This window comes from Variovorax sp. AC103, from assembly GCF_979254005.1.
This window is the reverse complement of sequence record NZ_CEEDFC010000013.1, coordinates 183,517-196,794: the sequence shown is the minus strand read 5'-3', so window position 1 is coordinate 196,794 and position 13,278 is coordinate 183,517. Positions and strand designations below refer to the sequence as shown.

General features: G+C 63.0%; 13 protein-coding genes and 1 pseudogene. 5 read left to right on the top strand and 9 right to left on the bottom strand.

From position 1 onward, the window contains the following. Positions 1 to 254 precede the first annotated feature (254 nt). The 4 genes from AC0IYU_RS20120 (at position 255) to AC0IYU_RS20105 (ending at position 4,654) form a co-directional block, all read left to right on the top strand. Complete coding sequence (locus tag AC0IYU_RS20120; protein ID WP_472120412.1) at positions 255 to 497, top strand: hypothetical protein; 243 nt, start codon at positions 255 to 257, stop codon at positions 495 to 497. 2 nt (positions 498 to 499) lie between these two features. After that, positions 500 to 1,252: a hypothetical protein gene (locus AC0IYU_RS20115; protein WP_472120410.1), complete on the top strand. Its 753-nt coding sequence runs from the start codon at positions 500 to 502 to the stop codon at positions 1,250 to 1,252. 30 nt (positions 1,253 to 1,282) lie between these two features. Further along, the gene (locus tag AC0IYU_RS20110) at positions 1,283 to 4,225 is read left to right on the top strand and encodes a Tn3 family transposase (RefSeq protein WP_472120408.1); all 2,943 of its coding nucleotides are present in this window, start codon (positions 1,283 to 1,285) and stop codon (positions 4,223 to 4,225) included. Positions 4,226 to 4,426: 201 nt separating this feature from the next. After that, positions 4,427 to 4,654, top strand: coding sequence for a TlpA disulfide reductase family protein (locus tag AC0IYU_RS20105; RefSeq protein WP_472120457.1), 228 nt, complete (start codon positions 4,427 to 4,429; stop codon positions 4,652 to 4,654). A gap of 9 nt (positions 4,655 to 4,663) precedes the next feature. Here the strand turns inward: AC0IYU_RS20105 and AC0IYU_RS20100 are convergent. The 4 genes and pseudogenes from AC0IYU_RS20100 to AC0IYU_RS20085 form a co-directional block, all read right to left on the bottom strand. Continuing rightward, positions 4,664 to 4,937: pseudogene (locus tag AC0IYU_RS20100) on the bottom strand (NAD(P)H-dependent oxidoreductase); the annotation flags it as partial. A gap of 29 nt (positions 4,938 to 4,966) precedes the next feature. Continuing rightward, the gene (locus AC0IYU_RS20095; protein ID WP_472120406.1) at positions 4,967 to 7,405 is read right to left on the bottom strand and encodes a heavy metal translocating P-type ATPase; all 2,439 of its coding nucleotides are present in this window, start codon (positions 7,403 to 7,405) and stop codon (positions 4,967 to 4,969) included. Between the two features lie 117 nt (positions 7,406 to 7,522). Further along, a complete protein-coding gene (locus AC0IYU_RS20090) occupies positions 7,523 to 7,714 on the bottom strand; it encodes a heavy-metal-associated domain-containing protein (protein WP_472120405.1) in 192 nt (63 codons plus the stop codon). 100 nt (positions 7,715 to 7,814) lie between these two features. Then, positions 7,815 to 9,827, bottom strand: coding sequence for a multicopper oxidase domain-containing protein (locus AC0IYU_RS20085; RefSeq protein WP_472120403.1), 2,013 nt, complete (start codon positions 9,825 to 9,827; stop codon positions 7,815 to 7,817). 243 nt (positions 9,828 to 10,070) lie between these two features. Between AC0IYU_RS20085 and AC0IYU_RS20080 the strand changes: the two genes are divergently transcribed. After that, positions 10,071 to 10,193, top strand: a complete 123-nt coding sequence (locus AC0IYU_RS20080; protein WP_472120401.1) for a hypothetical protein — start codon at positions 10,071 to 10,073, stop codon at positions 10,191 to 10,193. Positions 10,194 to 10,261: 68 nt separating this feature from the next. Here AC0IYU_RS20080 and AC0IYU_RS20075 read toward each other — a convergent pair whose 3' ends face one another. The 5 genes from AC0IYU_RS20075 to AC0IYU_RS20055 form a co-directional block, all read right to left on the bottom strand. Next, entirely contained in the window at positions 10,262 to 10,921 is a 660-nt protein-coding gene (locus AC0IYU_RS20075; RefSeq protein WP_472120400.1) for a c-type cytochrome, read from the bottom strand. Between the two features lie 61 nt (positions 10,922 to 10,982). Then, positions 10,983 to 11,321: a hypothetical protein gene (locus tag AC0IYU_RS20070; protein ID WP_472120398.1), complete on the bottom strand. Its 339-nt coding sequence runs from the start codon at positions 11,319 to 11,321 to the stop codon at positions 10,983 to 10,985. Between the two features lie 132 nt (positions 11,322 to 11,453). Beyond that, on the bottom strand, positions 11,454 to 12,266 hold the full coding sequence (locus AC0IYU_RS20065) for a methyltransferase, TIGR04325 family (protein ID WP_472120396.1): 813 nt from the start codon (positions 12,264 to 12,266) through the stop codon (positions 11,454 to 11,456). A 49-nt stretch (positions 12,267 to 12,315) separates the two neighbouring features. Then, entirely contained in the window at positions 12,316 to 12,690 is a 375-nt protein-coding gene (locus AC0IYU_RS20060) for a copper-binding protein (RefSeq protein WP_472120394.1), read from the bottom strand. Between the two features lie 75 nt (positions 12,691 to 12,765). Further along, positions 12,766 to 13,257 (bottom strand): cupredoxin domain-containing protein, encoded by a 492-nt coding sequence (locus AC0IYU_RS20055; protein ID WP_472120392.1) that lies wholly within the window; start codon positions 13,255 to 13,257, stop codon positions 12,766 to 12,768. Positions 13,258 to 13,278: the final 21 nt, after the last annotated feature.

Below are 13,278 nucleotides of genomic sequence, written 5' to 3'. Positions count from 1 at the left end.
TGTCTGCAATTTCACCCATATTCGAGCTCCCTCCCCAGAGTTGATCACGCACTGCTGCCCTGCGCTGAAAGGCCGTCGCAGTGAGCGCGACTATGCTTGCCCGGATTCAGGCACAGAATTTTCAGAGGAATAGTCAACCGAAGTCGCGTTGCCTTAGTGTCCAATCCAAGGGATAGCCAAGCAGCACTGCGGAGCCTAGGGCTGACAGCAAACGTAGAAGAACTGAGGATATCTACCTATGCATCGGAGTAACCATGATCGATATTGACCGCGCATCGTTTGACGTCGAGTGCCCTCAATGCAGTTTCACGACCAAGATTTTCTACCGCGATGCCCGGCTTCGAGATGTCATGATCTGCCGCGGCTGTAAGGCGAACATTCAGCTAGACGATCATATGAATGAGTGCCGGAAAGTACGCAAGCAGGTGGCATCCGCGATCGCCGATCTGGAACGTACGGTCGCAACGCTCAATAAAACCATCAGGATCACACTCTGACCATGGATTCCCGGTACCTTCAGCAGCAACGGTTCCAACTTCAGAAGCGAATCCGTCGACTGAACTCTTGTGACGCGAAAGTTTTTCACAGCTCGCTCGTCCAGTTCTGGAACTATCTTCATGCGCAACCGCTCCTCGCAGGGGTTCTCGCGAGGCAAAAGGCCGAAGCTCCAGCCCACGTCGAGGACTTGGAAAGTCTGACGCGTGGAAGCATTCCGATCTTCGCTCACGAGGGCGAGGCGTCGGCTTTCGTCTATCGCGTGATCGAGCATTGCACACAGCAGCCCCTTGGGGGTGGCATTGGACCTGAAGTCATGATCGGACGAGCTCTGGCACGCTCCGGGAAAGCGGATGAGCTGCTGGACAGCTTCCGCGAATACTTCCTTGAGCCGTTCTACGAACATTTAGATGAATCGCTCGATCAGCAAGCTGCCGTTCTTTCCTTGCTGATCAAATACAAACGCAAAGTGGAATGGTTTGAGCGGGAAACTGCCTGCGCGCTAGCCGCCGAAGGCGAGCGCGCACTGGCCAAGCATCTCTACGCCTACCTGTTCGATCAAGGTCTGGACTTCCATATTGAACCCCAGTCGGCCTCCGGCGAGGCCGATCTTGTTTCTCCCGATCTGGTTCTTGGGGTGATCGTACTTTTCGTGCAGGTTGACACGGTTTCTCCGCGAAGTCTTATCCGGTGCGGGTTGCCGGACCGGCGGCCCGCGCCGCATGTTCAATTCTGCTCACCCGAGGCGGCGCTGTAGAGTTGGCGGACATTCAAGAACAAAACGGCCATGTCCACCTATGCCTATCGATTCGTCGGTCTGGAAAACCTGCCCAGCCGCTTGACGGAGTTCGACCTCGCGCAGTTCTTTCGGCTCACCGAGGCCGATGTGCTGGCGATCCGCGAACGGTTTCGATCCGCCAACCGGGTTGCCGGCGCACTTCAGCTGCTTTTCCTGCGTGCCTGCGGACGCCCAATGGACCGGTTCTCGGTGCTGCCGCGTAACGTGTTGCGCTATGTGTGCGAGACGCTGCAGGCGCCCTCGGTCACGATCGCGAGCCTGCGTACGCTCTATGCACGCCGGCAGACACTCTACGAACACCAGCTTTGGGCGAAGGAATACCTTGGCCTCAAGGAGCTGAATCCGCCTGTGGAGACGGAACTGATCGCGATGCTCGGGCTGCATGCCGCAGAGGCGTCCCACACCGATGATCTCGTGCTGGCCGCCTGTCACTGGCTCTACGACCGTCGCGTTCTGATTCCCGGCCAGCGTCGCATCAAGGATTGGGCACGCAACGCCTTCGCATCGATCGAGGCCCACATTCGCAGCGCGATCGCGGCCGAGGTCCCGCCAGCCGTCCTGCGTGCCTGCCTTGACTCCGCCTACAGCGTCCGGCGCGACGGCGCGACGACCCACCTCGAATGGCTCAAGACGCCCTCCAAGCGCAACGGCCCCAGCACCCTGAACGAAACCCTCGAAAAGATCCGCTACCTCAAGTCGCTCGGCGTGCACGCCTGGGCGCTGGCCGCGGTCGCACTGCCCAAGCAGCGCGCGTACGCGCAGCAGGTCCAGGCGCGGCGCCCCGCGAAGACCGGCGAACTCAAGGACGCGCGCCAGACCATCGAGCTCGTGTGCTTCCTGCGCATGAGCCTGCTCGAGCTCACCGACCTGGCGATCCACCAAGGCTCCAGGCGCAGCCAGCAGCTGTTTCGCGAGGCGACGCAAAAGGCGAAGGCGGCGCGCGAGCGCTCCAACGACGTGGCCCGCAACCAGGCCCGACTCGCCCGCGAAATCCTGCGCGACCGGACCAAGACTTTCCAGGCCAGGTGCACCGAAGCGGACCAGCTGCTCAGCAAGATGCTCGATGCCGCGCCCCGGAGCTTCGTGTCCGAAGTGAGAAAGGCCCTGTCCAGCGACCCCACGCGCGTCAAGGCGTTCCTTGGCGGCTTGAAAGACCTGGAATTCGGCGGCCGCGAAGGCGACTCGGGCTATGAGCAACTCCAATCCTGGCGCGAACTGCAGTCGGCCAGCGAACTGCCGTCGGGCTTCGCCCTGCCCGACGTGGGTGCGGCCTGGCACGACTTGGTGCACGACGTCGATCCGCGCTTCGGGCTGCATGCGTTTGCCGCGTGCACCATGATGTCGTTGCGCAAGAGCCTGCGCAACGGACGGGTCTGGATCGACCACTCCCTGAGCTTTCGTGCGCGCGACCAGATGCTCATCCCGGCCGATGAATGGGCACGCGACCGAGAGAACTACCTCGCGCTGCTGGGCCTGCCGGTGCAGGTCGACGACCTGCTCGAGCCCTTGCTGGGCACCCTGCGCGCGGGCCTGGCGGCGGTGGCGCAGGCGTGCGAGCAAGGCGCGCTGGAGATCGGCGCCGCCGATGGCATGCTGCACCTGCCCGCGGTCACGGCCTTGCCGGACGAGGGCGAACCGCGGCGCCTTCGGGATCTCATCTACAAGAAGATCGGCGATGTGCAGTTTCCCGACCTCATGCTGGAGATCGATGCCCTGTGCAACTACAGCGAGGCATTGCTGGGCCATCGCGCCGAAACCGTGGCCGAACTGCTGGCCCTGTACGCTGCGGTGCTGGCGCACGGCACCGACATCGACGCCAAGAGCGTTGCGGCGATGATTCCGGGTCTGGAGACGGCCCGGGTGTCGGTCGCCATGCGGGCCTTGGAGACGCACGGGCGGCTGCGCCGCGCCAACGAACGCGTGGTCGAGTTCCAGGGCCGCATTCCCATGGCCGCGCACTGGGGCGGCGGCGACAAGGCCTCGGCCGACATGATGTCGCTGGAGGCCTCGCGCCATCTGTGGAGCGCACGCACCGATCCGCGCCGGCGCACCTACGCCGCCGGCATCTACACCCACGTGCTGGACCGCTGGGGCATCGTCTACGACCAGCCCATCGTGCTGAACGAGCGCCAGGCCGGGGTGGCGGTGGAAGGCGTCGAGCTGCACAACCGCAGCGAGGACCGCATCCGGCTGTCCCTGCTCGCGGTGGACACGCACGGCTATACGAACCCGGCCATGTCCGTGGCCAAGCTGCTGGGCTTCGACCTGTGCCCGCGGCTGCGCGATCTGGCCGAGCGCAAGCTGTATCTCCCGCCCGGCATTGACGTGCCCGAAGGCATCGAGCGTGCGACGGTCCAGCGCCTGTCGCGCAAAGCGATTCATCAAGGCTGGGACGAACTGCTGCGCATCGTGGCGTCGATCCGCATCGGCAAGATCGGCGCCGAGCTGGCGCTGCGCCTGCTCGGCAGCGCCGCACAGGGCGACCCGGCGCACCGCGCCGCCGACCACCTGGGCCGCCTGCTGCGCAGCATCTTCCTGTGCGACTACCTCGCGATCCCCGACTTCCGGCGCGAGATCCACACATTGCTTGCCCGCGGCGAATCCGTGCATCAGCTGCAGCGCGCCGTGTACACCGGCAAGGTCGCTCCCGAGCGCGGGCGCCGGCGCGATGAGATGAAGGCGATCTCCGGCTCCCACGCGTTGTTGACGAACATCGTGCTGGCCTGGAACACCAGCGGCATGAACGAGGTCGTGGAGCGACTGCGAAAGGACGGTATGGCGATCGACGACGGGTGGTTGCGTCGCATGGGACCGGTGCACTTCGGGCACATAAATTTTCGGGGAACGTTCCGGTTCGGGATCGAGAAATACGCGCAGGCGCTGCTGCGGCAATCGTCGGCAACCGGGGAAAAAATGCTCTCCCACGGCTGATCTAATTTGGCAGCCCGACGCTCTGCGCCAGGATCTCATGCATATACTGGAAGCGTGGCATGGGAGTTTCCTGTGAAGGTTCCACGAACGGTTACCGCTGGTCTGATCGCTTTGACCATCTGCCTTGGTGCTGCCTTGGTGCTGCCTTGGTGCTGCGTTGGTGTGGCGCATCTGACTGGCTTGCGGGAACCAGCGCCAAACGTGGCCTACGTCCTCCTCGATGGCAAGCGTGAAGAGCTACAGGCCTTGCGCGGCAGGGTGGTTCTGGTCAACTTCTGGGCGACAAGTTGTGCCACCTGCGTCAAGGAGATGCCCGCGATCGCAGCTACGTATGAAAAGTACAAGTCGCGCGGCTACGAGACGCTGGCCGTCGCCATGAGCTATGACCCACCACCGGGAACGGCAGCCTTCGCGTCTCGGCAAACTTGACCACAAAGAGCGGCCGAGCACGCGCAGCTGGTTCACGGCGTTGAACGACTGCGAGCCGCCCGACACCTCCATGAGCGCCAGCGTCTTGCCCTGCGTGGGCGCACCGAGCCGACAGACAGCGGGACCCAATCGATCTGTGCCTTCATGATGCCGGTCATGGCGCCATGGCGCCATGGCGTTCGGGCGAGCACCAGACCATGCCTTCGGACCACTGCGCCAGATCACGCAGTTCCTGGACCTTCGGGTGATCTTCCGGCGCGCCGTCCGGCAGGGGCAGTCCGCGCTTGAAACGGCGCCGCACGGGCCGACCTACTAGGGCAATTTTCTGGCGGCGTGCGGCTCGTGACCCTCTTGCCTTGTCCCCCTCAAGCGCAAGGCATTGGTGATGACCGAGGCCGAACTCAGACTCATCGCCAACGCCGCAATCATCGGTGACAGAAGCCACCCCGTGAACGGGAACAACACGCCCGCCGCCAGCGGCACGCCGAGGGCGTTGTAGAGAAAGGCGAAGCCAAGGTTCTGCTTCATGTTGGCGACGGTCTGCTCGGAGATGACGCGCGCCTGCGCAATGCCTCGCAGATCGCCCTTGACCAGCGTCACCTGGGCGCTGTTCATCGCGACATCGGTGCCTGTGCCCATCGCCACGCCGACGTTTGCCTTTGCGAGCGCAGGGGCGTCGTTGATGCCGTCACCCGCCATCGCGACGATACGGCCTTCGCTCTGCAGCTTGTCGACCAGCGCGAGCTTGTCGGCGGGTTTGACTTCTCCGTGCACCTCATCGATGCCCAATCTGGCCGCAATGGCCTGGGCCGTGGTCAGCCCATCGCCGGTCGCCATGATGACCCGCATGCCCGAGGCCTTGAGCGCGGCCAGCGCCTCCATGGTGGTGGCCTTGATCGGATCGGAGACCGCGAGCAGGCCGGCCGGTTGGCCGTCCACCGCCAGGAACATGACGCTCGCGCCCTCGGCCCGCAACGCCTCGGCCCGCGGCTTGAGATCGTCGACCCGCACGCGCAGCTGTTGCATGAGCGCCGTGTTCCCGAGCGCCAGCTTCCTGCCGCTCACGGTGCCGCTCACGCCGATGCCGCTGCTGGATTCGAAACCATCGGGCGTGTCCAGTGCCAGGTTGCGCTCACGCGCCGCGCGGACGATGGCGTCGGCCAGCGGGTGTTCGCTGCCCTGGTCCAAGCTGGCCGCGAGGCGCAAGACTTCGTCTTCGGTGAAGCCTGGCGCAGGCACCGCGCGCTCGAACTGCGGCCGGCCTTCCGTCAGGGTGCCGGTCTTGTCGACGATGAGCGCATCGACCTTGCGGAAGTTCTCGATGGCCGCGGCGTCGCGGAACAACACGCCTTGCGTGGCCGCCTTGCCGGTGGCCACCATGATCGACATCGGCGTGGCGAGGCCGAGCGCACAGGGGCAGGCAATGATGAGCACCGCCACGGCATTGATGAGACCGTAGACCCAGCTCGGCTGCGGTCCGAAGAATCCCCAGGCGAAGAAGGTCAGCACCGCGATGCTGATGACGGTCATGACGAAGTAGCCGGCGACATGATCGGCCATCCGTTGCATCGGGGCCCGGGAACGCTGGGCCTGCGCGACCATCTGGACGATGCTCGCGAGCACGGTCTGCGAGCCGACTTTTTCCGACTGCATCACCAGGGCGCCGTTGGTGTTCAACGTCGCACCGATGAGCTTGTCGCCCACGCGCTTGGTCACGGGCAACGGCTCACCTGTCAGCATGGATTCGTCGACCGCGCTGCTACCTTCGATCACCACGCCGTCCACGGGCACTTTCTCCCCTGGCCTGACACGCAGCTTGTCGCCGACATGCACGTGACTGATCGGAACGTCCTCCTCGGCGCCGTCGGGGCCAATGCGGCGCGCCGTCTTGGGTGCGAGACCCAGCAGCGACTTGATGGCCGCGGAGGTTTGCGAGCGCGCCTTGAGCTCGAGAATCTGGCCAAGCAGGGTGAGCGAAATGATCACCGCCGCAGCCTCGAAGTACACCGCCACGCGCCCCATCGAAACGAACGAGGCGGGAAATACGTGCGGCGCGACGGTGGCGACGACGCTGTAGATGAACGCGGCGGCAGTGCCCAGACCTATCAGGGTCCACATGTTCGGGCTGCGGTTCGCCACGGATTGCACCGCGCGCTCGAAGAACGGCCACCCGGCCCACAGCACGATCGGCACGCTGAGGACGAGTTCGATCCAGCTCTGCGTGCCCATCTCGAACCACCGGAATCGATGGCCGGCCATGGCGAGCACCGTGACGATGACGGTGAGCGGCAAGGTCCAGACGAAGCGTCGCTTGAAGTCCTTCAGTTCGGGATCTTCCCCCTCGTCGAGGGTCGGCATCTCGGGTTCCAGCGACATACCGCACTTGGGGCAGTTGCCCGGGTGATCCTGCCGGATCTCCGGATGCATGGGGCAGGTGTAGATCGTGCCTGGAGGAGGACCGGGTTGAGCCGGCTCCGCGGGCGCAAGCACGAGCGGGGCCGTCGGCTGCGCGCCGCGCTTTGCGTACTTGGCCGGGTTGGCCTCAAACTTGGATTTGCAAACCGCACTGCAGAAATACACGGGCCCGCCTTCGTGCTGCAAGACATGCGTGGACCGCGCGGTCACCGTCATCCCGCAAACGGGATCCTTCAGAGCCGAATCGGTCTCGGGCGAAGGTTCTCCAGAGGCGGGCGGGTGCGCCCCGTGATGCCCCTGATGGCGTTCATGCAGGTTGGAAGGCGTAAGGTTCATTCGAGATCTCCAACGAAAAATTGGCTGGATGCACCCCCACATGGCGGTGCCTTCAGTCCACGCAAATCAGCACGGGACCACAGCCTCCGATCAAGGCCGCTGTCCCGTGGAGCCAGATCACTTCGGGGGATAGCCGGCTTCCGTCAAGGCCGCGGTCACAGACGCACGGTCCTCGGCGCTGTCGACGCGCAACGTTTTGGTCGGCAGGTCGACTTCGATCTTCGCCGTGGCGTCCAGATTCTTGACAGCCTGAGCGATCCTGCTTGCGCAGCCACCACAGGACATCGACTGGATGACGAACTCTTGCATGAGAGACTCCTTGATTGAAAGTGATTCCAGTATCAGGCTTGACATCGTGTGAAGGTCAAGTGGTTGACGCCAGACCCTTCGCCTGTGTGATTCCCAGCATTCAGGCTTCCACGTCCAGGATCATCATCAGGCCGCCGCCTCCGTCTTGCTCGACGTTGTTGTTGGTCGTGTGGTGCGGGATGTGGCAGTGGACCAGCCACTTGCCGGGCCGCAAGGCCTTCCAGATCACGTCGTAGCGCTGACCGGGCCCGACATTGACGGTATCGGCCTGAAAGCGCGCCGACTCCGGCAGGACGTACCCATCCCTTGCGACAACAGTGAACGGACCGCCATGGACGTGCATGGGGTGCACGAAGTTGTTGTTGCTGCCCACGAACCTGAGTTTGATCGTCTCCCCGACCTTCATCTTCACTGTGTCGGTTGCGGGGAATGCCTTGCCATTGATGGTGAAGTAATTGGGAAGGCCGCCCTCCATCAGCATGGCCGGATAGGTCAGGCCTTCGCGCTTGAGCCACTCCTGCAACTGCAACACGTACTCGTGGTCGGCCTTGGGCGCCTCCTGCGGGCTCTTGGGATCGATGATCAGAGCACCGTACAGGCCAAACGCTTGCTGGCGGTCGACATGATCGTGCGTGTGATAGAAAAACGTCCCAGCCTGCTCTGTCGTGAATTCATAGGTGTACGAGCCGCCGGGCTGAATCGGCTTCTGGGTGATCTTGGCGGGGCCGTCCATTTCGTTCGGCAAGATTAAGCCGTGCCAATGCACCGTGGTGCTTTCGGGCAAGCGGTTGGTCACCTTGATGCGCACGCGATCACCTTCCGTGACCCGAATCCTCGGGCCCGGGATCGTTGCATTGAACGCATAGCCTTCGACCGTCACATCCGGGAGGATGTTCCAACGGATGACGCTGGTCTCGAGATTGAAAACCTTGACCCCGTTGTCCAGCGTCGGCACCAGGTCCACGTCGCCACGGGCCTGCGCTGCGGCAGCTTGTGCGACAAGACGCGGATGGATGGCCGACATGTCGCGCATCGCGTCGCCCGGTGTGTCCCACCCCATGATCATCGACGGCGGCATGATGGCACCGCGCACATCCCGGTTCGACAAGCGCATGTTCACGAACATCGCGGGCATCGTCATGCCGGCGAGCAGCATGAGCGTGGTCGTCATCGCCACCGCAGCCAGTTGTGGCCGAGTCACGTTGGGGCGCATGCTGTGGCCATTGCGGCCGCCATGTCCATCTTGGCCGTGCTGCGCCCCGTGCGCGTTGCCGCCTGACGGGCCAGTTGGCGATATCGCCGGGACCGCGCCTTCATGGCCCGCCTGAGCACCATGCTCACCCGGCTGTGCGTTGGTTAGCGTTCCGTGCGCCGCCGCAGGCAGTGCGCCGGTCCCATGATCGACTTCCACGGGCATGCCCGAGTGGCCGCTGGTTGCCTTTTCGGACCGACGCTCGGTCATCAATCCGTGCTTCATCCTGCGCGACACCATCCAGACGTTCACCGGATAGGCCACCGCAAATCCAACGGCCACGCCCAGGGACATCACGCCCCAAAAGACGAGTTCGGTCGGATCCATGGCCCGCATGTCCCGGCCCATCATCAGCAGCGCCATCACCGGCGCCATGCCCGCCATCATCGCGTTCATGCTGATGAACTCCGGCATGAAAGACTTCTTGACGTTTTCCAGATACGAGCCACCCATCATGTTCTTCATGAAGAGGGACTGAAAGATGAAGAGGCCGAACGCGAAGCCTGCGACGTACTCCACGATCAGGTCAACCCACATTGGAAGACCCAGCACCGCAGTCACGACGGCAGCCAGGATGATCCCGGTCGCATCGCCCGCAACGCAGTGGATCGTCGAACCCACGCCCTGCTTCCACAGCGGCTTGACGAACTCCTCGTGCTCTCCAGGGGCCGGCTCCTTGTCTGCCATCACGTACAACAGAAGGCCCAAAGGCCCCAGATACAGGGTGACGAGGATGAACCCCCACTTCATCACCAGCGGCTCGGGATTGTGGCGCAGCTGATCCCAGGCAACGTAGGCTGTCGACAAGGCTGCGAGCAAAAACCAGACAGCGAGGAAGTAATCAATGGGCTGAATGAGCATGAGATTCCCTTCAATAGGCCGGTCGACGCGATTCGCAGAACAGTGGGTCAGCGCTCGTGACTTTTTTTCTCGTCAAGAGAACGAGCCTTAATGCACAGAACAAAGACATCGTCGGGCCTCTCAGACTGGCGTGCGATCCGCGCGGTGTCTGTCAGACGCTCGCTCTACCAGAGTCGAGTGCGGTCATCGGATGCCCCGCCGGCGGCGCTTGGCTTTCCTCGAACCGCCCAGTCGAGTTGAGCCATGGTGTTTATCGCCTGCGGGGTTTCTCTTTCGATGCTTCCGGCGTTGCCACACGATGACAACCACGAAGATGACCACTCCAACGAGCCAGGCGATGAACATCGTGCCAACAACATTGGTTGAAACCCAACGTCCTGTCACGTACATGCCTACCTCCTATGGCGAGAGCAACTCTGGGGGCATGGCGTCGTTCAATGCAGCCCCGCGATGTAGTCGGACACGGCCTTGATTTCGCGATCGTTGAGCTTGGCTGCAACGCCACTCATGGGCACGTTGTTGAGTCGCACCCCATCGCGAAACGCAGTCAGCTGCGCGGCGATGTATTCGGCGTGCTGCCCGCCCAGTCGCGGGTACTGGATCGGGATGCCGGCGCCGTTGGGGCTGTGACAGCCTGCGCAGGCTGGGACACTGCGCTCCCCGATGCCGCCGCGATAGATCTTCTCGCCCAGCGCCACCAGATCCTTGTCCTTCGCAAACCCGGGCTTGATGGGCTTGGAACCCAGGAACCAGGCGACGTCGCGCATTTCCTTCTCGGACAGCATTGCCGCCATGCCGCTCATAACCGGGCTCCTGCGTTTCCCGGACTTGAATTCCTGAAGCTGCTTGACCAGGTACTCGGGATGCTGCTGAGCCAGCTTGGGATTGGCGGGGATGACTGAATTGCCATCCGCGCTGTGGCACGCTGCGCATGACTTGCCAGTGAAGACGACTTCGCCGTTTGCAATGTCGGGTTTCGCCAATTTGGCAGGGACGCTCTCCGTCGGCCCTGGGGCGCCAGGATCGGCCGCGAAAGAGAAGCCGGAGAAAAATCCGGCCAGCGCGACGAGCAAAAGAGGCGCGAACAATTTCATGGGGTGCTTAGGTTTATGGGGGCTGGTTGCAAGGATGGCGAAAGATCGTGCGCAGGCCGCGTCAACTGCGCGGCGCTCGTGCATGCGACAGCACGTGAATGGGTGTGCCGCACCTGACGACGTTGGTCGAGACGATGTCGCCCAACTCGATGGGTGTCGCAAGATCCAGCATCACGATGTGCGCGTGGCGCTGCCCCGTAGAACGATCGACCAGTACGGCAAAGCGCTGTACTGCAAGATCATCGGCACTGGCTGCCTTCCTGCAATCCGAGCGCCCGCCGCGCTGGATCTCGCTTGCGCGGCCGATTTCGACAATCTCACCGGTGCGCCAGCCGTCCTGGAAATCGCGAGACTGCCGGTAGAAGTCGGCGCATCCCGTCAGACCAGCGAAGAGAGCCATACCCAGGATCCCGCCCGCAGCGGAATGTGCCCTCACGGTGACGCGAGGCTTCTTCTCCAGTGCGACTGCGAACAACTTGCGCGCAGCCCGCCAGGACTGGCGAGCACGCGTGGACGCTTTGGCTTGCATCGCTCAACTGGCGAAGTAAAGGCCACTGAACGTCGGAATGCTGCGCTCGGGAAATCCCGGCAGATACAACGAACGCTCAGGAACCTGCCACTGGTCGCGCAAGGTGTACCCCAGCGCCTCGATTTCCTTGATGAAGCGTTCGCGGTTGTAGACGTGCATGGGCGCAAAGCAGCCGGCACCGATGTTCTGTGCCGTGATGTAGTCCTCGCCGTCGTAGAGCGGGAGCTTGTTCAGCAGGACGTGCCGTGGCCGCGTGTCGCACCGCTGGAGCAGATCACCGGGACGCGAATTCTCGACATAGTGCAGGGCGCCGGCGGACAGCCAGATATCGTTGTCGTGCAGCGCCTGCGAAAGATCCTCGGCGAAGCTCAGTCCAGTGGCGTCGGCCCGGCTGGCGATATCTCGCCCCAGGGCCGCGATCGCAGGCACTTCAACGACGCGCCAGGACAGGCCCTGGGGCATCTCGAAATAGCGGCGATAGGCATAGAAGTGAACCCCTACCGAGCCACCGATGTCGAGCAGCTTGGTGGCACCATCTCTGAACGCACGCTCGAGCCACCACATCACGGGGTAGTCGTAGGCAAACACCTTCTTCGTGCGGACATTCACGTACTCTTCCGCCAAGGCCGCGTGGTCGAATTCCGGACTGTCAGGCAGCCAATCCCGGGCTTCGGAAAAGCTATTGAACAGTCCGAAGTAACTACCGAATCCGGCCTCGGAAAAGAACTGCTGGCGCCGCCAGCGCCGCAACGCTGGCCGGGTAACCGGTCCCTCCAGGATCTGCCGAACGACTTGCGAAGCACTCGAGTAAGCCATTCCTTCCTCCATCCTTTCGATAGTCGCCGCCCGTTGATTTTTTACGCGCTCAGCGGGCCGATTCGATCTTCGTGACGACGATCTTGCCGTCGATCTTTTCCGCTTGGAAACGAACCTTGGCGCCGGTCTCGACCTTGTCGAGCATGGCGTCATCCTTGACGCCGAACACCATCGTCATGCCCGGCATGTCGAGGTTCTTGAGCGGGCCGTGCTTGATCGTGAGCTTCTTGTTGTCCTTGTCCACCTTGCGGATCTCGCCTTCGCTGAGGTCCGAAGCTGCAGCCGCATCCGAGCCGCCGGCCGCGGGCGCCTTCTCGGACATGCCCGGCATGTCGGCCATGGATTTGGAGGACTGCGCCCCGGCTGAGCCAGCGAACGAGAGTGCGGCAACGAATGCCAAGAGTGCGATGCGGGTGTTGGTCATGAGGATCTCCTGAGATATGAATGAATTTGGAGTCCCGCCGTGTTCCGATGGAAGCCGGCGGCGGGAGCGCCTCTCTTACTTTCCGGTCTTGGTCACGTTCACGGCGCCCTTCATTCCGGCGTCGTAATGGCCAGGCTGCAGGCACGCGAAGTCGACCTTGCCGGCCTTGGTGAATTGCCAGACGATCTCGCCGCTCTTGCCCGCAGCCAGCGTCACCATGTTCGGATCGGAGTGCTCCATCTCCGGGTTCTTCTTCATGACTTCGTAGTGCTCCTTGAGCTCCTTCTCGGTCCCGATCACTAGCTCGTGCTTGAGCTGGCCGGAGTTCTTGATGACGAAGCGCACGGTCTCGCCTTGCTTGACGCTGATGTCGGCCGGCGTGAAGCGCATGCTGTCGGCCATGTCGACATTGATCGTGCGGGTGGTCTTGGTGGCCACGCCGGGCTTGCCGATCGCCTCGTCGGCATCGTGGCCGTGGCCGCCTGCGTGGGTGCCAGATGCCGAAGCGCTCGCGGCGGCCAAGGCCAGGAGTGCTGCGAGAGCCGTGTTGCGGAAAGTGTGTTTCATGGGTTTTTCCTTTGAGAGTTG

Excerpts from the sequence above, each read along its gene's own strand:
- AC0IYU_RS20065 (WP_472120396.1), bottom strand. The coding sequence starts at position 12,266 with ATGGCTTACTCGAGTGCTTCGCAAGTCGTTCGGCAGATCCTGGAGGGA.
- AC0IYU_RS20115 (WP_472120410.1), top strand. The coding sequence starts at position 500 with ATGGATTCCCGGTACCTTCAGCAGCAACGGTTCCAACTTCAGAAGCGA.
- AC0IYU_RS20120 (WP_472120412.1), top strand. The coding sequence starts at position 255 with ATGATCGATATTGACCGCGCATCGTTTGACGTCGAGTGCCCTCAATGC.
- AC0IYU_RS20095 (WP_472120406.1), bottom strand. The coding sequence starts at position 7,405 with ATGAACCTTACGCCTTCCAACCTGCATGAACGCCATCAGGGGCATCAC.
- AC0IYU_RS20090 (WP_472120405.1), bottom strand. The coding sequence starts at position 7,714 with ATGCAAGAGTTCGTCATCCAGTCGATGTCCTGTGGTGGCTGCGCAAGC.
- AC0IYU_RS20055 (WP_472120392.1), bottom strand. The coding sequence starts at position 13,257 with ATGAAACACACTTTCCGCAACACGGCTCTCGCAGCACTCCTGGCCTTG.
- AC0IYU_RS20085 (WP_472120403.1), bottom strand. The coding sequence starts at position 9,827 with ATGCTCATTCAGCCCATTGATTACTTCCTCGCTGTCTGGTTTTTGCTC.
- AC0IYU_RS20110 (WP_472120408.1), top strand. The coding sequence starts at position 1,283 with ATGTCCACCTATGCCTATCGATTCGTCGGTCTGGAAAACCTGCCCAGC.
- AC0IYU_RS20075 (WP_472120400.1), bottom strand. The coding sequence starts at position 10,921 with ATGAAATTGTTCGCGCCTCTTTTGCTCGTCGCGCTGGCCGGATTTTTC.
- AC0IYU_RS20080 (WP_472120401.1), top strand. The coding sequence starts at position 10,071 with ATGGTGTTTATCGCCTGCGGGGTTTCTCTTTCGATGCTTCCGGCGTTG.
- AC0IYU_RS20070 (WP_472120398.1), bottom strand. The coding sequence starts at position 11,321 with ATGGCTCTCTTCGCTGGTCTGACGGGATGCGCCGACTTCTACCGGCAG.
- AC0IYU_RS20060 (WP_472120394.1), bottom strand. The coding sequence starts at position 12,690 with ATGACCAACACCCGCATCGCACTCTTGGCATTCGTTGCCGCACTCTCG.